Genomic DNA, 19907 nt, shown 5'->3' on the forward strand with positions numbered 1-19907 from the left:
CCCCGGCGTGGGTGCGTTTTTTGCGGGTGAGAACGGTAACTCCACCACTGGCGACGCCATTTATATGCGTGGTGCCGATACCTCTAACAGTATTTATATTGATGGTATTCGCGATATCGGCAGCGTCTCGCGCGACACCTTCAATACCGAGCAGGTCGAAGTGATTAAAGGGCCGTCCGGCACCGACTACGGGCGCAGCGCACCGACAGGCTCGATCAATATGATCAGCAAGCAGCCGCGCAATGATTCCGGCATTGACGCCTCCGCCAGTATTGGCAGCGCCTGGTTCCGCCGCGGCACGCTGGACGTCAATCAGGTCATTGGTGATACTACCGCGGTGCGCCTGAATGTGATGGGCGAAAAAACCCACGATGCCGGACGCGACAAAGTCAAAAATGAGCGTTACGGCGTCGCCCCTTCTGTCTCTTTTGGCCTTGGTACAGCGAATCGTTTGTATCTTAATTATCTGCATGTCACTCAGCACAACACGCCAGACGGCGGCATTCCGACCATCGGTTTGCCGGGCTATTCTGCCCCATCTGCGGGAGCGGCGGCCCTGAATCATTCCGGAAAAGTTGATACTCATAACTTTTACGGCACGGATTCCGATTACGACGATTCGACCACCGACACCGCCACCATGCGTTTTGAGCACGACATCAACGATAACACCACCATTCGCAATACTACCCGTTGGTCGCGCGTAAAGCAGGATTACCTGATGACGGCGATTATGGGCGGGGCGTCGAATATTACTCAGCCCACCAGCGATGTGAATAGCTGGACCTAGTCACGCACGGCGAATACCAAAGATGTGAGTAATAAAATTCTCACCAACCAGACCAACCTGACCTCGACGTTCTATACCGGTTCTATCGGTCATGATGTCAGTACCGGCGTGGAATTTACCCGTGAGACGCAGACTAACTATGGCGTTAATCCGGTGACGTTACCGGCGGTAAATATTTATCATCCTGACAGCAGAATTCATCCCGGCGGCCTGACGCGCAACGGCGCAAACGCCAATGGTCAGACGGATACCTTCGCAATTTACGCCTTCGATACGCTGCAAATCACCCGTGATTTTGAGCTGAACGGCGGGATCCGTCTGGATAATTATCATACTGAATATGACAGTGCCACCGCCTGCGGCGGCAGCGGACGCGGTGCCATCACCTGCCCAGCTGGTGTGGCAAAAGGTTCTCCAGTCACCACCGTCGACACCGCCAAGTCGGGCAATCTGGTGAACTGGAAAGCCGGGGCGCTGTATCACCTGACGGAAAACGGCAATGTCTATATTAACTATGCCGTTTCCCAGCAGCCTCCGGGCGGCAACAACTTCGCCCTTGCGCAGTCTGGCAGTGGTAACAGTGCCAACCGCACCGATTTTAAACCGCAAAAAGCCAACACCAGCGAGATTGGCACCAAATGGCAGGTTCTGGATAAACGCCTGTTGCTCACCGCCGCGCTGTTCCGTACTGATATCGAAAATGAAGTTGAGCAAAATGATGACGGGACTTACTCGCAATACGGTAAGAAACGCGTCGAAGGCTATGAGATATCCGTGGCAGGGAATATCACTCCCGCGTGGCAGGTGATTGGCGGCTATACCCAGAAAAAAGCAACCATCAAAAACGGCAAAGATGTTGCCCAGGATGGTTCCTCATCGCTGCCGTATACCCCGGAGCACGCCTTCACCTTATGGAGCCAATATCAGGCAACCGATGATATCTCTGTTGGCGCGGGCGCACGCTATATCGGCAGTATACATAAAGGTTCAGACGGCGCGGTGGGAACGCCAGCATTTACAGAAGGTTACTGGGTCGCAGATGCCAAACTGGGGTATCGGGTTAATCGCAATCTCGACTTCCAGCTAAACGTTTACAACCTGTTTGATACCGATTACGTCGCCTCAATCAACAAGAGCGGCTACCGTTATCACCCGGGCGAGCCAAGAACCTTCTTGCTCACAGCCAATATGCATTTCTGATTCAGATGTGGGGCGCAGGCCCCACTTTTTGGAGAACTTGTATGATGTACCACATTCCCGGCGTGTTATCGCCACAGGACGTCGCCCATTTTCGCGAACAACTGGAACAAGCCGAATGGGTGGATGGACGCGTCACCACCGGAGCACAAGGTGCACAAGTTAAGAACAATCAGCAAGTAGACACCCGCAGCGCGTTATACGCCGCACTGCAAAATGAGGTGCTGAACGCGGTTAACCAACATGCATTGTTCTTTGCCGCTGCCTTGCCGCGTACCCTTTCCACGCCGCTGTTTAATCGCTATCAGAACAATGAAACCTATGGTTTCCATGTGGATGGCGCAGTACGCAGCCATCCACAAAACGGCTGGATGCGCACTGACCTTTCTGCCACGCTGTTTTTAAGCGATCCACAAAGCTACGACGGCGGCGAACTGGTCGTTAATGACACCTTTGGACAACATCGGGTAAAACTCCCGGCAGGTGATCTGGTGTTGTATCCCTCCAGCAGCCTGCATTGCGTGACACCCGTAACCCGCGGCGTACGAGTGGCATCATTTATGTGGATCCAGTCGATGATCCGCGATGATAAAAAGCGCGCCATGCTGTTTGAACTGGACAAAAATATTCAGTCGCTGAAAAGCCGCTATGGTGAAAATGAAGAGATCCTGTCGCTGCTCAATCTTTATCATAATCTGCTGCGGGAATGGTCGGAGATCTGACGCTTGAACTGCCCAGGTTCGTCCCTATATTAGCTACACTTAACTGTACAAGCATTGATATGGGGAGGACGATATGGCATCCGCTTGGGCTAACGATGACGCCGTCAACGAACAGATCAACAGTACAATTGAAGATGCGATTGCCCGCGCTCGGGGTGAAATTCCGCGTGGCGAAAGCCTGTATGAATGTGAAGAGTGCGGTGCCCCCATCCCGCAAGCCCGTCGGGAAGCCATTCCTGGCGTGCGCTTATGTATTCATTGTCAGCAGGAGAAAGATTTACAAAAACCAGCGTATACAGGATATAATCGCAGAGGTTCGAAAGACAGCCAGTTACGTTAACTACAACTGGCGAGATGCATAGCGAGTATAATTTGTATTTTGCGTGGCATTCCGTGCCTTTAACGCTGCTGTGACTGCCACGCGGCATAAAACAAGTCCATAAGTACAACAAATAAATGGTTTATCAGTATGTTAGATATCAATCAATTTATTTGAACAAGGCGGTCAATTCTCTTCGATTTTATCTCTCGTAAAAAAACGTGATACTCATCACATCGACGAAACAACGTCACTTATACAAAAATCACCTGCGAGAGATTAATTATGAAAACTATCAATACTGTTGTTGCTGCTATGGCTCTTTCAACTCTGTCATTTGGCGTGTTCGCGGCGGAACCGGTAACGGCATCCCAGGCACAGAACATGAATAAAATCGGCGTGGTTTCTGCCGATGGCGCATCCACCCTCGATGCCCTGGAAGCGAAACTGGCTGAGAAAGCGGCGGCAGCCGGTGCCAGTGGATACAGCATCACTTCCGCCACCAACAACAATAAATTAAGCGGTACTGCGGTAATTTATAAGTAATTCGTAGGACGGATAAGGCGTTTATGCCGCATCCGGCAACAGATGCCTGATGCGACGCTACCGCGTCTTATCAGGCCTACAAAATCCGAACCGTTGGACGGATCAGGCGTTTACGCTACGTCCAGCACAAGTATTTCCCTGTCTGTTTGCCGACAGACGCATATGCTCTAACCCTCATTGATCCTATGTTACCCTTGTTTGCCCGTCCGCCACTGGACGGGCTTTTTTTTAGCTGGCTAACTGCTGACAGAAAGCCTGCAACGTCTCTTCCGACATACCAATCTGCCGCGCCGCATCACAAATGGCCTGCCAGCTTCCCGCATCCAATGGAATCCCCTGCTCCTGCCGTTCGCGACGCGTGTTCACTTCCCACTCGCCCGGTAGCAAAATCGGCTTATCGTCATCATGCGGCGAGGCTTTCACCCACTCGGCAAAGGCTTCGGTCTGCGCGTTACAATCCGGCGCGCCGAACAGTTCCGGGTTGATGATGATAGTGGTCATGCAGTTAAGAATGGCATCGGGGCTGGTTTGCAACGTTTCCTTATGCGTCGTTTTACCGCCAGAAAGCGCCCCGCCAAGAATTTCACACATCGCTGCAAGGGCGTAGCCTTTATGTTCGGCAAAGGTCAACAGCGACCCCAACGGCGACTCCTGCATTACCGCCGGATTGGTCGTCGGCACGCCGTTAACGTCAATCAGGCAACCTGGCGGCACGGGGACGCCTTTATGCCAGGCGACGCGGGTTTTGCCAAATGCAATGGCGCTGGTGGCGTAATCAAGCAACAGCGGGAAATTATCTTTACGAGGGAAAACCACACAGAAGGGATTGGTGCCAAAGCGGCTGTCGCGACCGTGGAACGGCGCGACCATTGGAATACCGACCACGCTAACAAAGTGGATAGAGACAAACCCCGCCGCTGAACACTGCTCCGCCCAGTAACCGATACGGCCGATATGATGCGAGTTATGTAGCGCCACGGCAGCAATACCGTGCTGATGCGCTTTCTCAATCCCCAGCGCCATCGCTTCGTGTGCCGCGACCTGACCGAATGCGCGATCGCCATCGAGCGTGACTGCCGCCCCCGCCTCTTTAACGATTTTGGCATGATGGTTAATTTGCAGATGCCCCTGACTCCAGGAACGCACATAGCTTGGGATCATGCCAATACCATGAGAATCATGCCCTGCCAGGTTTGCCGCGATTAAATGATCGGCAACTAATTTCGCTTCTTGTTCCTCGCTACCCATCTGACGAAATACAGCCTGAATAAAACTGTGCAGCGTCTGAGCATCAAAGCGATGACCACTTTCCATGGTTAACTCCTGTTTATGTTATGTGTTTGTTGTTTTTTTATGCTGCACGCCGGGCGCGGGAAGGTCAATAAAGATGCAGGAATTTCATATTGCGGTGGGGTAAAAGCCGGATGACGTGGCTCATCCGGCTGAGATAAAAATTAAAATGCCTGATTAACGCGCGCCAGGCCATCGCTGATAGTTGCCGCTTCACCCGTAGCCACCAGGCAGCAAGCCATCTGGATTTTCAGCGATTCGGGAATCGCTTCGCTGCCAGCCAGGCAACGCTCAGTCCACTGCGCCGTGGTTTCCGGATCTTTTGCTTGTGGCAGTAACTCGCTACCAGCAGGGTCCTGTTTTTCATACAGCACCCGCATCCCTTCACGGTCAATGAGATTGATCTGCGGGCAGCGCTGCGGATTAGCATACACTTCGCCTTCAGTACCATGCATTAGTAACGCCCACCCGCCGATATCGCTAAAGAACTTCGCGACGCGTCCAATGTATTCCGGATGCGAAACGCTGGAAAGACACAGTGCCTCACCTTCGGCAAATGGCGTCGCCAGTTTCGCCAGGGTATGTGCACTGTTACGCACGCCCATCCGCCAGCGCATCGCCAGTTGTTTTTCCAGCGGCGGGCAAAACGCGCCGACAGGCATAAACACCGGTTGATGTTCGTCGAGCTTCGCCTGCGCCTGCCCGCCGTGCAACGTTGGTGTAATACCCATCAGTTCGAAAATGGTTTCTGTCAGCACGCGAGTTGGATCTTCGCTAACTCCGTGAACCACCACAGGAAAACCGAGTTTATGCAGCAGAATCGCCAATAATGGCGTCAGGTTAGCCTGTTTACGCGCGCCGTTGTAACTGGGGATGACAATCGGCATCGGCTTGCCTGCAGGCGGCGTCAGCTTGATGGTGTGATTTTGCATGGCTTCGTAAAAGCCGAGCATCTCTGCTTCCCCTTCCCCTTTGATACGCAGCGCAATCAATACGCCGCCCAACTCAAGGTCAGGGACTTCACCATTGAGCATATGAGCATACAGACCGCGCGCAGTATCCCGGTCTAAATCGCGCGCGTGGTTTTTCCCGCGCCCGATCTCTTTAATTATTTTGCGATAGTCCATTTACGACTCCTTACCTGACTCACATCATTAACGCCGCCGACGGCGTGGGGATTTCGTTTTTTCTTTCTTTTTAACTATACCTTCAGGGACTTCCGGTTGCTCTATCGGAAATACCGGTAATGCATCCAGTAGTCGCTTGCCATAATTTTTTGTCAGCAAGCGTTTGTCGTAGATAACCACTTCGCCCCAGCAACCGTGGCTTCGAATCAGTCGCCCAACCTGCTGAATCAGGTTAAACGAGGCGCTCGGCAGGCTTTGCACCTCAAACGGATAGCGGTTGAGGCTTTTCAGCCATTCCCCTTCGGTGATCACCACCGGGCTGTCGATGGGCGGAAAAGCGATTTTGTGGATATGCACCTGGCTGAGCAGATCACCTTTCAAATCAAGCCCTTCGGCAAATGACTGTAAGCCCACCAGCACGCTACGCTCACCGTTGGCAACGCGTTTGCGGTGCAGTTCAACTAAGCGATAACGCGGCTGATCGCCCTGCACCAGCAACATCAGGCGTAAATCCGTCACATAGTCGAGAAAGCGCTGCATCGCCCGTCCGCTGGCAAACAGTACCAACATACCGAGATGTTTTTTGCTCTCCACCTGTTCACGGAAAAAGGCCGCCATTTCGGCAATGTGTTGCTCTTCGTTGTCGATGGAAGGCTCAAAGCGCATCCGGGGAATAACAATTTTGCCCTGTTCGCAGTGGTTAAAGGGGGAATCCAGCGCCACAAAACGGTCGCCCGCTTTCTCTTTCAGACCACTCATCTCCTGCAAACGCGAAAAACTATTCAGCGAACGCAAGGTTGCGGAGGTGACAATAATGTGCGGAATACTGCGCCACAGCAGCCTTTCCAGCTGATCGCTGACACGTATTCCCACGCAGTGAAACCAGAGGTGTAGCTGCCCTTCGCGCTCTTCCCGCGTCGCCCATTTGGTCACCGGCGCACCGGAAGATTGCGCCAGAGACGCCAGCCGCCAGAGTTTGCTTTGCACCTCAAACATCCCCAGCGCGCGGTTCATCTGTAAAATCAACCGATGCAGACGCACAATATCGTGGCTGCCGGTTTTCTCACTTAAATCGTTAAGAAATAACTCCGCCAGACCACGCAGCATCTCGGTGAGTTTTGCCAGCCGCTGGCAGATCTCCAGCAATTCATCAGGCAGTTCGCCCATCGCAAAACGGTGCTCTGCCTCCTGCCCGGCAGGCATGTAGAGATTGAGAATGTTGTTTAACGAGGCGATAAGCTCATACAACTCTTCACAATGCGCATTCAAACGTTCAGGGATCGCCAGCGGTGGGATGGTCTTCGGGCGAAACTGCTCCATGCAGGTAGCGACCAGTTTCGTGAACAAGTCCAGCTGTAGTCGATACCAGGGCGCGGTGATTTCAGCGCTCATCTCCAGCGCATCCCGGGCCACATCTGGCAGGTGATGACCTTCGTCCAGCACCAGCAGCAGATTTTTCGGGTCAGGCAGTACGGCTTCGCTTTCCATCGCCGCCATCACCAGCGCATGGTTTGCCACCACCACTTCCGCTTCCTGAATCTCCCGACGAGTAACAAAAAACGGGCATTCACGATAGTAGTAACAGTTACGGTTGAGGCAGCTGGCTTTGTCGGTACTCAAACGACGCCAGAGATCATCATCTATAGCGATATCCGTATGATCGCGCAGACCATCCCATTTATAAGTGTCGAGATCGCCCTTCAGCTTCGCACAACGTTTTTGCTCTTCCTGATTATTTGGCGTCAGTTCGTCGTCAAGAAACGCCAGCAGATCCTGTTGCGTGGGTTCAGTGCTGGCGAGCGCCGTCAGATTACGCGGACAAACGTAGCGCCCACGCCCGAAAGCGGCAGTGAATTTAAGATCGGGAATGATCTTTTTCAGCAGCGGTAAATCTTTGCTGTAAATCTGATCCTGCAACGCCACGTTGGCGGTACTCACCACCAGCGTTTTTTGCTCTTCGCGGGCAATGGCGATGCCGGGGATCAAATAGGAGAGCGTTTTCCCAACGCCGGTGGGGGCTTCAATCGCCAGATGCCGCCCTTCTTCTCCGGCCAGCGTTTTGGCGACGTCCGCAATCATCTGCCGCTGCGGCGCACGGGGAATAAAGTCGGGGATCTGTTCCTGAAGCGCCTTATACCAGGCGGCAATTTGCGCTTTAAGCGCGGCGGTTAATGCCATGAGAAAACCTGAAATACTGTATAAACAGCCAATATTGTGGCATTTTTCGGTTTTCAGGGGTAATGGTTTTTCTGTTTCTGGAAAGCGGCTCGCAATAACCACCAACATAATGCGGTTTAATGCCCGTTCGAGCACAAAGGATCCAACACGTCATGCAAGACACCATCATAAATTTCTACAGCACCAGCGATGACTACGGTGATTTTTCTAACTTTGCCGCCAGGCCCATCAAGGTTGACGGGAATACCTGGCCCACCTCCGAACACTATTTTCAGGCACAAAAATTCCTTGATGAAAAATACCGCGAAGAGATCCGTCGGGTTTCTTCCCCCATGGTCGCCGCTCGCATGGGGCGTAATCGTTCCAAGCCACTTCGTAAAAACTGGGAGTCGGTTAAAGAACAGGTGATGCGTAAAGCACTTCGCGCTAAATTCGAACAGCATGCAGAACTGCGTGTGCTCTTGCTGGCAACCGCGCCCGCAAAACTGGTTGAGCATACGGAAAACGATGCTTACTGGGGAGACGGTGGTAATGGTAAGGGCAAGAATCGACTGGGCTACCTTTTAATGGAGTTGCGCGAACAATTGGCTATAGAGAAGTAACGTCTCGGTGGCTTATGGGCGGTAAAACAGATAAATTTTTTCCCGTGTTCTCAAATTGCTGACAAGTGCTTGTTGTGAAATGCCGGATGCGGCGTAAACGCCTTATCCGGCCTACAAAAGCATGCAAATTCAATATATTGCAGAGTCCACGTAGGCCTGATAAGCGTAGCGCATCAGGCAGTTTTGCGTTTGTTCATCAGCCTGATGCCGCCACGTTGCTGGCGACCGTTCTGGATCGGTTCGGCTTTGATTGACGGATCCGGCTCATAGCCCGGAATCGCAATGCGCGGGATCTCTTTTTTCAGCAGTTTTTCGATATCACGCAGCAGTTTGTGTTCATCAACACACACCAGCGACAACGCTTCACCGGTAGCAGCCGCACGACCGGTACGCCCGATACGGTGGACATAATCTTCCGGTACGTTTGGCAGTTCATAGTTGACGACGTGCGGCAACTCTTCGATATCCAGACCGCGCGCAGCGATATCGGTCGCCACCAGTACGCGAATGTCACCCGATTTAAAATCAGCCAGCGCACGGGTACGCGCACCTTGCGATTTATTCCCGTGGATCGCCACACTACGGATGCCATCTTTATTGAGCTGCTCAGCCAGATGGTTAGCGCCGTGTTTGGTACGGGTAAACACCAGCACCTGCTGCCAGTTCCCTTTACCAATCATGTGCGACAGCAATTCGCGTTTGCGTTTCTTATCGACAAAGTGAACGTGCTGGGTCACCTGATCAGACGCGGTATTGCGGCGTGCCACTTCGATTTCCAGCGGGTTGTGCAACAGTTTTTCCGCCAGGGCTTTAATATCGTCAGAGAAGGTCGCAGAGAACAGCAGGTTCTGGCGTTTCGCTGGCAGTTTTGTTAACACGCGACGGATATCGTGGATAAAGCCCATGTCGAGCATGCGGTCAGCTTCATCGAGGACGAGGATTTCAACCTGATCCAGCTTCACTGCATTTTGATGTTCCAGGTCCAGCAAACGTCCCGGCGTTGCCACCAGCACATCAACGCCGCCGCGCAACTTCATCATTTGTGGGTTAATGCTGACACCGCCAAACACCACCAGCGAACGAATGTTCAGGTATTTGCTGTAATCACGGACGTTTTCGCCAATCTGTGCCGCCAGTTCACGGGTCGGGGTAAGAATGAGCGCACGTACCGGACGACGCCCTTTGGCGTGCGGCTGGCGAGTGATCAGGTGTTGCAACAGCGGCAGCGTAAAGCCCGCTGTTTTGCCGGTGCCGGTCTGGGCGCTAGCCATCAGGTCGCGGCCTTCCAGCACCGCAGGGATCGCCTGCTGCTGAATAGGGGTGGGTTCACGGTAACCCTGCTCGGCAACGGCGCGCAGGATATCAGGGCTTAAACCCAAAGAATCGAAAGACATAACTACTCCGAACCGCCCCGACCGTTACCGGTGTAGTTTTCAGGGAGATACTGAAAAGGAAAATGACAAAAACCACAATGTCATGAGGGAGCGGAGTGTAGCAGTTTTTGTGACGCAGCGCATAAATTATCCCTGTGACTGGCGTAGCTAAAATTCTTAGCCATACTGGACAACTCCCATATGGAGTCATAATCTTAATCAATCATTTGATTAAGAATGGACTGTGCGATGAATAATCCTGCCATGACAATCAAGGGTGAACAGGCGAAAAAACAGCTGATTGCTGCCGCACTGGCGCAGTTTGGTGAATATGGAATGAACGCCACCACCCGCGAGATAGCCGCCCAGGCCGGGCAGAATATCGCTGCCATCACCTACTACTTCGGTTCGAAAGAAGATTTGTACCTCGCCTGCGCCCAGTGGATTGCCGATTTTATTGGCGAGCAGTTCCGTCCGCATGCCGAGGAAGCCGAACGCTTGTTCGCCCAACCACAGCCTGATCGGGCTGCCATCCGTGAACTGATCCTTCGCGCCTGCAGGAACATGATTAAGCTGCTCACCCAGGATGACACCGTCAACCTCAGCAAGTTTATCTCCCGTGAGCAGCTCTCTCCCACGGCAGCCTACCACCTGGTGCACGAACAGGTGATTAGTCCGCTACACAGCCACCTGACACGCCTGATTGCCGCCTGGACCGGCTGCGACGCTAATGACACCCGCATGATCCTTCATTCCCATGCGTTGATTGGTGAGATTCTGGCGTTCCGTCTTGGCAAAGAAACAATTCTGTTACGTACCGGCTGGACCGCGTTCGATGAAGAAAAGACCGAACTGATCAACCAGACGGTGACCTGTCATATCGACCTGATTTTGCAAGGATTATCGCAAAGGAGTTTGTAGTGATGAAAAAACCTGTCGTGATCGGACTGGCGGTAGTGGTACTTGCCGCCGTGGTTGCCGGAGGCTACTGGTGGTATCAAAGCCGCCAAGATAACGGCCTGACGCTGTATGGCAACGTGGATATTCGTACGGTGAATCTTAGTTTCCGTGTTGGGGGGCGCGTTGAATCGCTGGCGGTGGACGAAGGTGATGCTATCAAAGCGGGCCAGGTGCTGGGCGAACTGGATCACAAGCCGTATGAGATTGCCCTGATGCAGGCGAAAGCGGGCGTCTCGGTGGCACAGGCGCAGTATGATCTGATGCTTGCCGGGTATCGCGATGAAGAAATCGCTCAGGCCGCCGCAGCGGTGAAACAGGCGCAAGCCGCCTATGACTATGCGCAGAACTTCTATAACCGCCAGCAAGGACTGTGGAAAAGCCGCACCATTTCGGCAAATGACCTGGAAAATGCCCGCTCCTCGCGCGACCAGGCACAGGCAACGCTGAAATCAGCACAGGATAAATTGCGTCAGTACCGTTCCGGTAACCGTGAACAGGATATCGCTCAGGCGAAAGCCAGCCTCGAACAGGCGCAGGCGCAACTGGCGCAGGCGGAGCTGAATTTACAGGACTCAACGTTGATAGCACCGTCTGATGGCACGCTGTTAACGCGCGCGGTAGAGCCAGGCACGGTTCTCAATGAAGGTGGCACGGTGTTTACCGTTTCACTAACGCGTCCGGTGTGGGTGCGCGCTTATGTTGATGAACGGAATCTTGACCAGGCCCAGCCGGGGCGCAAAGTGCTGCTTTATACCGATGGTCGCCCGGACAAGCCGTATCACGGGCAGATTGGTTTCGTTTCGCCGACTGCTGAATTTACCCCGAAAACCGTCGAAACACCGGATCTGCGTACCGACCTCGTCTATCGCCTGCGTATTGTGGTGACCGACGCCGATGATGCGTTACGCCAGGGAATGCCAGTGACGGTACAATTCGGTGACGAGGCAGGACATGAATGATGCCGTTATCACGCTGAACGGCCTGGAAAAACGCTTTCCGGGCATGGACAAGCCCGCCGTCGCGCCGCTCGATTGTACCATTCACGCCGGTTATGTGACGGGGTTGGTGGGGCCGGACGGTGCAGGTAAAACCACGCTGATGCGGATGTTGGCGGGATTACTGAAACCCGACAGCGGCAGTGCCACGGTGATTGGCTTTGATCCGATCAAAAACGACGGCGCGCTGCACGCCGTGCTCGGCTATATGCCGCAGAAATTTGGTCTGTATGAAGATCTCACGGTGATGGAGAACCTCAATCTGTACGCGGATTTGCGCAGCGTCACCGGCGAGGCACGTAAGCAAACTTTTGCTCGCCTGCTGGAGTTTACGTCTCTTGGGCCGTTTACCGGACGCCTGGCGGGCAAGCTCTCCGGTGGGATGAAACAAAAACTCGGCCTGGCCTGTACCCTGGTGGGCGAACCGAAAGTGTTGCTGCTCGATGAACCCGGCGTCGGCGTTGACCCTATCTCACGGCGCGAACTGTGGCAGATGGTGCATGAGCTGGCGGGCGAAGGGATGTTAATCCTCTGGAGTACCTCGTATCTCGACGAAGCCGAGCAGTGCCGTGACGTGTTACTGATGAACGAAGGCGAGTTGCTGTATCAGGGAGAACCAAAAGCCCTGACACAAACCATGGCCGGACGCAGCTTTCTGATGACCAGTCCACACGAGGGCAACCGCAAACTGTTGCAACGCGCCTTGAAACTGCCGCAGGTCAGCGACGGCATGATTCAGGGGAAATCGGTACGTCTGATCCTCAAAAAAGAGGCCACACCAGACGATATTCGCCATGCCGACGGGATGCCGGAAATCAACATCAACGAAACTACGCCGCGTTTTGAAGATGCGTTTATTGATTTGCTGGGCGGTGCCGGAACCTCAGAATCGCCGCTGGGTGCAATATTGCATACGGTAGAAGGCACACCCGGCGAGACGGTGATCGAAGCGAAAGAACTGACCAAGAAATTTGGTGATTTTGCCGCCACCGATCACGTCAACTTTGCCGTTAAACGTGGGGAGATTTTTGGTTTGCTGGGGCCAAACGGCGCGGGTAAATCGACCACCTTTAAGATGATGTGCGGTTTGCTGGTGCCGACTTCCGGCCAGGCGCTGGTGCTGGGGATGGATCTGAAAGAGAGTTCCGGTAAAGCGCGCCAGCATCTCGGCTATATGGCGCAAAAATTTTCGCTCTACGGCAACCTGACGGTCGAACAGAATTTACGCTTTTTCTCTGGTGTGTATGGCTTACGCGGTCGGGCGCAGAACGAAAAAATCTCCCGTATGAGCGAGGCATTTGGCCTGAAAAGTATTGCCTCACACGCCACCGATGAACTGCCATTAGGTTTTAAACAGCGGCTGGCGCTGGCCTGTTCGCTGATGCATGAACCGGATATTCTCTTTCTCGACGAACCGACTTCCGGCGTTGACCCCCTCACCCGCCGTGAATTTTGGCTGCACATCAACAGCATGGTAGAGAAAGGCGTCACGGTGATGGTCACCACCCACTTTATGGATGAAGCGGAATATTGCGACCGCATCGGCCTGGTGTACCGTGGGAAATTAATCGCCAGCGGTACGCCGGACGATTTGAAAGCACAGTCAGCTAACGATGAGCAACCCGATCCCACCATGGAGCAAGCCTTTATTCAGTTGATCCACGACTGGGATAAGGAGCATAGCAATGAGTAACCCGATCCTTTCCTGGCATCGCGTGCGGGCGCTGTGCGTCAAAGAGACGCGGCAGATCGTTCGCGATCCGAGTAGCTGGCTGATTGCGGTAGTGATCCCACTGCTACTGCTGTTTATTTTTGGTTACGGCATTAACCTCGACTCCAGCAAGCTGCGGGTCGGGATTTTGCTGGAACAGCGTAGCGAAGCGGCGCTGGATTTCACCCACACCATGACCGGTTCGCCCTACATCGACGCCACCATCAGCGATAACCGTCAGGAACTGATCGCCAAAATGCAGTCGGGGAAAATTCGCGGTCTGGTGGTTATTCCCGTGGATTTCGCCGAACAGATGGAGCGCGCCAACGCCACCGCACCGATTCAGGTGATCACCGACGGCAGTGAGCCGAATACCGCTAACTTTGTGCAGGGGTATGTCGAAGGGATCTGGCAGATCTGGCAAATGCAGCGAGCGGAGGACAACGGGCAGACTTTTGAACCGCTTATTGATGTACAAACCCGCTACTGGTTTAACCCGGCGGCGATAAGCCAGCACTTTATTATCCCGGGTGCGGTGACCATTATCATGACGGTCATCGGCGCGATTCTCACCTCGCTGGTGGTGGCGCGAGAATGGGAACGCGGCACCATGGAGGCTCTGCTCTCTACGGAGATTACCCGCACGGAACTGCTGCTGTGTAAGCTGATCCCTTATTACTTTCTCGGGATGCTGGCGATGTTGCTGTGTATGCTGGTGTCAGTGTTTATTCTCGGCGTGCCGTATCGCGGTTCGCTGCTGATTCTGTTTTTTATCTCCAGCCTGTTTTTACTCAGTACCCTGGGAATGGGGCTGCTGATTTCCACGATTACCCGCAACCAGTTCAATGCCGCTCAGGTCGCCCTGAACGCCGCTTTTCTGCCGTCGATTATGCTTTCCGGCTTTATTTTTCAGATCGACAGTATGCCCGCGGTGATCCGCGCGGTGACGTACATTATTCCCGCTCGTTATTTCGTCAGCACCCTGCAAAGCCTGTTCCTCGCCGGGAATATTCCAGTGGTGCTGGTGGTAAACGTGCTGTTTTTGATCGCTTCGGCGGTGATGTTTATCGGCCTGACGTGGCTGAAAACCAAACGTCGGCTGGATTAGGGAGAAGAGCATGTTTCATCGCTTATGGACGTTAATCCGCAAAGAGTTGCAGTCGTTGCTGCGCGAACCACAAACCCGCGCGATTCTGATTTTACCCGTGCTAATTCAGGTGATCCTGTTCCCGTTCGCCGCCACGCTGGAAGTGACTAACGCCACCATCGCCATCTACGATGAAGATAACGGCGAGCATTCGGTGGAACTTACTCAACGTTTTGCCCGCGCCAGCGCCTTTACACATGTGCTGCTGCTGAAAAGCCCACAGGAGATCCGCCCGACCATCGACACACAAAAGGCGTTACTACTGGTGCGTTTCCCGGCTGACTTCTCGCGCAAACTGGATACCTTCCAGACCGCGCCGTTGCAGTTGATCCTCGACGGGCGTAACTCCAACAGTGCGCAAATTGCCGCCAACTACCTGCAACAGATCGTCAAAAATTATCAGCAGGAGCTGCTGGAAGGAAAACCGAAACCCAACAACAGCGAGCTGGTGGTACGCAACTGGTATAACCCGAATCTCGACTACAAATGGTTTGTGGTGCCGTCGCTGATCGCCATGATCACCACTATCGGCGTAATGATCGTCACTTCACTTTCCGTCGCCCGCGAACGTGAACAAGGTACGCTCGATCAGCTACTGGTTTCGCCGCTCACCACCTGGCAGATCTTCATCGGCAAAGCCGTACCGGCGTTAATTGTCGCCACCTTCCAGGCCACCATTGTGCTGGCGATTGGTATCTGGGCGTATCAAATCCCCTTCGCCGGATCGCTAGCGCTGTTCTACTTTACGATGGTGATTTACGGTTTATCGCTGGTGGGATTCGGTCTGTTGATTTCATCACTCTGCTCGACACAACAGCAGGCGTTTATCGGCGTGTTTGTTTTTATGATGCCCGCCATTCTCCTTTCCGGTTACGTTTCGCCGGTGGAAAACATGCCAGTGTGGCTGCAAAATCTGACGTGGATTAACCCTATTCGCCACTTTACGGACATTACCAAGCAGATTTATTTGAAGGATGCGAGTCTGGATATTGTGTGGAATAGTTTGTGGCCGCTACTGGTGATAACGGCCACGACAGGGTCAGCGGCGTACGCGATGTTTAGACGTAAGGTGATGTAACTTCTTATCTTTCGCCAGCAAAGACACTACCGCCGGGCCAGCAAGGATCGCCAGCCCTGCAATTGCCAGCAAAAAGTTGTTTTCCAGTACGCGGGACAACAGCCACAGCACAATCAGCGCTGCGCCAAAATACCAGGTCGTGGTCAGCTCTTCCAGCACGTCTGCCACCTCACGCCAGCGTTGCTCGGGGTGGCGCTGAAACACCAGCATCATCACTACCGTGACACAATACAGTGCGCATAATCCCACGCCGACGTGAACCAGAGTCTTACTCATCCAGCCCACCACCAGCAGCGCCACTACCAGTAAATGCAACATAATCTGCCAGCAACTTAGACCCGTTGCGACACGAACACGTTGTTGCCACTTCATGGCTTCTCTCCTGAAGAATTTATCTCTACTTACTCAGAGTACCGAACTTTACGGAAAATTCCGTAAGACCGCACCTTTTTGTGACGCCGACTACACTATTTCAATGAGATAAGAGGCAAAGACAGGAAAATTATGCCCGATCAAACACAACAATTTTCGTTCAAGGTGCTCACCATCAACATTCACAAAGGCTTTACCGCGTTTAACCGACGCTTCATTTTGCCGGAACTTCGCGATGCCGTGCGTACCGTCAGCGCCGATATTGTTTGCCTGCAGGAAGTGATGGGCGCGCACGAAGTTCATCCGCTGCATGTGGAAAACTGGCCCGATACCTCGCACTACGAGTTTCTCGCCGACACTATGTGGAGCGATTTTGCCTACGGTCGCAATGCCGTATACCCGGAAGGGCATCACGGCAACGCCGTACTGTCGCGTTATCCCATTGAACATTATGAGAATCGCGATGTTTCGGTCGATGGTGCGGAAAAGCGCGGCGTGCTCTACTGCCGCATTGTGCCGCCGATGACCGGAAAAGCGATTCATGTGATGTGCGTACATCTGGGCCTGCGTGAGGCGCACCGTCAGGCGCAGCTTGCGATGCTCGCCGAATGGGTGAATGAGCTACCGGACGGCGAACCGGTATTGGTGGCGGGTGATTTCAATGACTGGCGGCAAAAAGCTAATCATCCGTTAAAAGTGCAGGCCGGACTGGATGAGATTTTTACCCGCGCCCACGGACGCCCGGCGCGCACGTTTCCGGTGCAATTTCCTCTACTACGACTGGACAGGATCTACGTCAAAAATGCCAGCGCCAGCGCGCCAACCGCGTTGCCGCTGCGGACATGGCGACACCTTTCTGATCATGCCCCTTTAAGTGCGGAGATTCATTTATGAAATGTAGCTGGCGCGAAGGCAATAAGATCCAGTTGCTGGAAAACGGCGAGCAATATTATCCCGCGGTGTTTAAGGCGATTGGCGAGGCACAAGAACGCATCATTCTTGAAACGTTTATCTGGTTTGAGGATAACGTCGGCAAACAGCTGCATGCGGCACTACTGGCAGCAGCGCAACGCGGGGTTAAAGCGGAAGTCTTGCTGGATGGCTACGGTTCGCCGGATCTCAGCGATGAGTTTGTCAATGAACTGACGGCAGCTGGCGTAGTGTTCCGCTACTACGATCCCCGCCCTCGCCTTTTTGGTATGCGCACCAATGTGTTTCGCCGGATGCATCGCAAAATTGTGGTGATCGACGCGCGTATCGCCTTTATTGGCGGGCTGAATTACTCCGCCGAGCATATGTCCAGCTACGGTCCAGAGGCTAAACAGGATTACGCGGTACGCCTTGAAGGGCCGATTGTCGAAGATATTCTCCAGTTTGAGCTGGAAAACCTGCCTGGACAGAGCGCGGCACGACGCTGGTGGCGACGTCATCACAAAGCGGAAGAGAACCGCCAGCCGGGAGAAGCGCAGGTATTGCTGGTCTGGCGCGATAACGAAGAACATCGCGATGATATTGAACGCCATTATCTGAAAATGCTCACTCAGGCGCGGCGGGAAGTGATTATCGCCAACGCCTACTTCTTCCCCGGCTATCGATTTTTACACGCCTTGCGTAAAGCGGCACGGCGCGGGGTGCGGATCAAACTGATCATTCAGGGCGAACCGGATATGCCGATTGTCAGAGTCGGTGCGCGCTTGCTGTATAACTATCTGGTTAAAGGCGGCGTTCAGGTTTTTGAGTACCGCCGCCGCCCGCTCCACGGCAAAGTGGCATTGATGGACGATCACTGGGCGACAGTAGGGTCCAGTAATCTCGATCCGCTCAGTTTGTCACTGAATCTCGAAGCAAATGTCATCATCCACGATCGTCATTTTAACCAGACGCTGCGCGATAATCTGAACGGCATTATTGCCGCAGATTGTCAGCAGGTGGATGAAACCATGCTGCCCAAACGCACCTGGTGGAACCTGACCAAAAGCGTGCTGGCGTTCCACTTTTTACGCCACTTCCCGGCGCTGGTTGGCTGGCTTCCGGCACACACACCACGTCTGACGCAGGTTGATCCCCCCGCACAACCGACAATGGAAACGCAGGATCGGGTAGAAACTGAAAACACGGGGGTAAAACCCTGATGAGTAAATCACACCCGCGCTGGCGCTTAGCAAAGAAGATCCTCACCTGGCTGTTTTTTATCGCGGTGATTGTGTTGCTGGTGGTCTACGCCAAAAAAGTGGACTGGGAAGAGGTCTGGAAGGTCATCCGCGACTACAATCGCGTTGCGCTGCTTAGTGCGGTCGGGCTGGTGGTCGTCAGCTATCTGATTTACGGCTGCTATGACCTGCTCGCCCGCTTTTACTGCGGTCACAAACTGGCGAAGCGCCAGGTGATGCTGGTGTCGTTTATCTGCTACGCCTTCAACCTGACGCTCAGTACCTGGGTCGGCGGCATTGGTATGCGCTATCGTTTGTACTCCCGACTAGGGTTACCGGGCAGCACTATTACGCGGATTTCCTCGCTCAGTATTACCACCAACTGGCTGGGCTATATTTTACTGGCAGGGATTATCTTTACCGCAGGCGTGGTGGAGTTGCCGGATCACTGGTATGTCGATCAAACTACGCTGCGTATTCTCGGCATTGGCTTACTGATGATTATCGCGGTTTATTTGTGGTTTTGCGCTTTCGCGAAGCACCGCCATATGACCATCAAAGGGCAAAAGCTGGTGCTGCCTTCATGGAAATTCGCCCTCGCTCAGATGCTGATTTCCAGCGTTAACTGGATGGTAATGGGGGCGATTATCTGGCTGTTACTTGGTCAAAGCGTGAACTATTTCTTTGTACTGGGCGTGTTACTGGTTAGTAGTATTGCTGGCGTCATCGTGCATATTCCGGCGGGGATCGGTGTGCTGGAAGCGGTGTTTATCGCACTACTGGCTGGGGAGCATACCTCGAAAGGGAGCATTATCGCCGCCCTGCTCGCTTATCGCGTCCTGTATTACTTTATCCCGCTGCTGCTGGCGCTGATCTGTTACCTGCTACTGGAAAGCCAAGCGAAGAAGCTACGGGCGAAAAATGAAGCGGCGATGTGAAGTTTAGTTAAGTTCTTTAGTATCTGCATTTACGACTAATGAAAAAAACGCGTATGCCTTTGCCAGACAAGCGTTATAGCTATCGCGGCAAGTATCCCAAAGAAGCCGATAAAATAGTAATAGAGTGTTAATGCACCTGTAAAAGCGCAACGAATCGGACTCCACAACTCTTCACTATGGCATTTTCCTGCCAGTTCAAGGAGCTTATTTCGTCCATGCGAGATAATGCCTGGCCATAACACAATCATTAAGCAACTTATTACCCAAATGGGCCGTTCACTCATTAATGCCGCATTCACGATGATTACCAGGGCCAACCCTGTCAACGTCATCATAATGATAAAACGGTGAGAACCAGGATCAACATTAAATAATAAACCGGCCAGCATACTGATTAAAAACATCGCGCCCG

The 19907-nt window shown here is 53.3% G+C and carries 19 protein-coding genes and 1 pseudogene; 13 read left to right on the forward strand and 7 right to left on the reverse strand.

Annotated features, from left to right (window positions below; all coding sequences use genetic code 11):
* The 4 genes and pseudogenes from ACUU1I_RS13285 to ybiJ all read left to right on the forward strand — a co-directional run.
* Positions 1-1990, forward strand: a pseudogene (locus ACUU1I_RS13285) (catecholate siderophore receptor Fiu); the annotation flags it as partial.
* 41 nt (positions 1991-2031) lie between these two features.
* Complete coding sequence (gene ybiX / locus ACUU1I_RS13290; RefSeq protein ID WP_000990151.1) at positions 2032-2709, forward strand: PKHD-type hydroxylase YbiX; 678 nt, start codon at positions 2032-2034, stop codon at positions 2707-2709.
* Between the two features lie 73 nt (positions 2710-2782).
* The gene (gene ybiI / locus ACUU1I_RS13295) at positions 2783-3049 is read left to right on the forward strand and encodes a C4-type zinc finger protein YbiI (protein ID WP_000135440.1); all 267 of its coding nucleotides are present in this window, start codon (positions 2783-2785) and stop codon (positions 3047-3049) included.
* 264 nt (positions 3050-3313) lie between these two features.
* A complete protein-coding gene (gene ybiJ / locus ACUU1I_RS13300) occupies positions 3314-3574 on the forward strand; it encodes a DUF1471 family protein YbiJ (protein ID WP_000849301.1) in 261 nt (86 codons plus the stop codon).
* Between the two features lie 102 nt (positions 3575-3676).
* Here ybiJ and ybiE read toward each other — a convergent pair whose 3' ends face one another.
* The 4 genes from ybiE to dinG form a co-directional block, all read right to left on the reverse strand.
* Positions 3677-3736 (reverse strand): protein YbiE, encoded by a 60-nt coding sequence (ybiE, locus tag ACUU1I_RS13305; protein WP_211180490.1) that lies wholly within the window; start codon positions 3734-3736, stop codon positions 3677-3679.
* Between the two features lie 66 nt (positions 3737-3802).
* Positions 3803-4888 carry a hydroxycarboxylate dehydrogenase HcXB gene (hcxB, locus tag ACUU1I_RS13310; protein ID WP_000443518.1) on the reverse strand — a complete coding sequence of 362 codons (1086 nt, stop codon included), beginning with the start codon at positions 4886-4888 and terminating at the stop codon, positions 3803-3805.
* A gap of 140 nt (positions 4889-5028) precedes the next feature.
* A complete protein-coding gene (ybiB, locus tag ACUU1I_RS13315) occupies positions 5029-5991 on the reverse strand; it encodes a DNA-binding protein YbiB (RefSeq protein WP_000386531.1) in 963 nt (320 codons plus the stop codon).
* A 27-nt stretch (positions 5992-6018) separates the two neighbouring features.
* The gene (gene dinG, locus ACUU1I_RS13320; protein WP_005067202.1) at positions 6019-8169 is read right to left on the reverse strand and encodes an ATP-dependent DNA helicase DinG; all 2151 of its coding nucleotides are present in this window, start codon (positions 8167-8169) and stop codon (positions 6019-6021) included.
* A gap of 119 nt (positions 8170-8288) precedes the next feature.
* On the opposite strand from dinG, the gene ybiA reads away from it, so the two are divergent.
* On the forward strand, positions 8289-8771 hold the full coding sequence (ybiA, locus tag ACUU1I_RS13325; RefSeq protein ID WP_001145124.1) for an N-glycosidase YbiA: 483 nt from the start codon (positions 8289-8291) through the stop codon (positions 8769-8771).
* Positions 8772-8944: 173 nt separating this feature from the next.
* Here ybiA and rhlE read toward each other — a convergent pair whose 3' ends face one another.
* Complete coding sequence (gene rhlE / locus ACUU1I_RS13330) at positions 8945-10165, reverse strand: ATP-dependent RNA helicase RhlE (protein ID WP_000007129.1); 1221 nt, start codon at positions 10163-10165, stop codon at positions 8945-8947.
* Positions 10166-10393: 228 nt separating this feature from the next.
* Here rhlE and cecR point away from each other — a divergent pair, with 228 nt between their 5' ends.
* From cecR to ACUU1I_RS13355, 5 genes are read left to right on the forward strand one after another with little or no spacing between them, the layout of a single operon-like run.
* Entirely contained in the window at positions 10394-11065 is a 672-nt protein-coding gene (cecR, locus tag ACUU1I_RS13335; RefSeq protein ID WP_005067198.1) for a DNA-binding transcriptional regulator CecR, read from the forward strand.
* 2 nt (positions 11066-11067) lie between these two features.
* Complete coding sequence (gene hlyD / locus ACUU1I_RS13340) at positions 11068-12063, forward strand: secretion protein HlyD (protein WP_000743444.1); 996 nt, start codon at positions 11068-11070, stop codon at positions 12061-12063.
* Complete coding sequence (locus ACUU1I_RS13345; RefSeq protein ID WP_000996107.1) at positions 12056-13792, forward strand: ATP-binding cassette domain-containing protein; 1737 nt, start codon at positions 12056-12058, stop codon at positions 13790-13792. Before hlyD ends, ACUU1I_RS13345 begins: the two co-directional genes overlap by 8 nt.
* A complete protein-coding gene (locus tag ACUU1I_RS13350; protein WP_000070107.1) occupies positions 13785-14918 on the forward strand; it encodes an ABC transporter permease in 1134 nt (377 codons plus the stop codon). The genes ACUU1I_RS13345 and ACUU1I_RS13350 overlap by 8 nt, the downstream gene beginning before the upstream one ends.
* A gap of 10 nt (positions 14919-14928) precedes the next feature.
* On the forward strand, positions 14929-16035 hold the full coding sequence (locus ACUU1I_RS13355) for an ABC transporter permease (protein WP_000469031.1): 1107 nt from the start codon (positions 14929-14931) through the stop codon (positions 16033-16035).
* Here the strand turns inward: ACUU1I_RS13355 and ACUU1I_RS13360 are convergent.
* Positions 15997-16407 carry a YbhQ family protein gene (locus tag ACUU1I_RS13360; RefSeq protein ID WP_000871982.1) on the reverse strand — a complete coding sequence of 137 codons (411 nt, stop codon included), beginning with the start codon at positions 16405-16407 and terminating at the stop codon, positions 15997-15999. The genes ACUU1I_RS13355 and ACUU1I_RS13360 overlap by 39 nt on opposite strands.
* 132 nt (positions 16408-16539) lie before the next feature.
* Between ACUU1I_RS13360 and ACUU1I_RS13365 the strand changes: the two genes are divergently transcribed.
* From ACUU1I_RS13365 to ACUU1I_RS13375, 3 genes are read left to right on the forward strand one after another with little or no spacing between them, the layout of a single operon-like run.
* Positions 16540-17301 (forward strand): endonuclease/exonuclease/phosphatase family protein, encoded by a 762-nt coding sequence (locus ACUU1I_RS13365; protein WP_001113348.1) that lies wholly within the window; start codon positions 16540-16542, stop codon positions 17299-17301.
* Positions 17298-18539: a cardiolipin synthase ClsB gene (clsB, locus tag ACUU1I_RS13370; RefSeq protein WP_000650364.1), complete on the forward strand. Its 1242-nt coding sequence runs from the start codon at positions 17298-17300 to the stop codon at positions 18537-18539. The genes ACUU1I_RS13365 and clsB overlap by 4 nt, the downstream gene beginning before the upstream one ends.
* Positions 18539-19495 carry a lysylphosphatidylglycerol synthase domain-containing protein gene (locus ACUU1I_RS13375; RefSeq protein ID WP_000045465.1) on the forward strand — a complete coding sequence of 319 codons (957 nt, stop codon included), beginning with the start codon at positions 18539-18541 and terminating at the stop codon, positions 19493-19495. The genes clsB and ACUU1I_RS13375 overlap by 1 nt, the downstream gene beginning before the upstream one ends.
* Positions 19496-19530: 35 nt before the next feature.
* Here the strand turns inward: ACUU1I_RS13375 and ACUU1I_RS13380 are convergent.
* The coding region (locus ACUU1I_RS13380; protein ID WP_449144843.1) for a Bax inhibitor-1 family protein at positions 19531-19907 on the reverse strand (377 nt) is incomplete at its 5' end.

Source organism: Shigella sp. SIG3 (assembly GCF_053555855.1).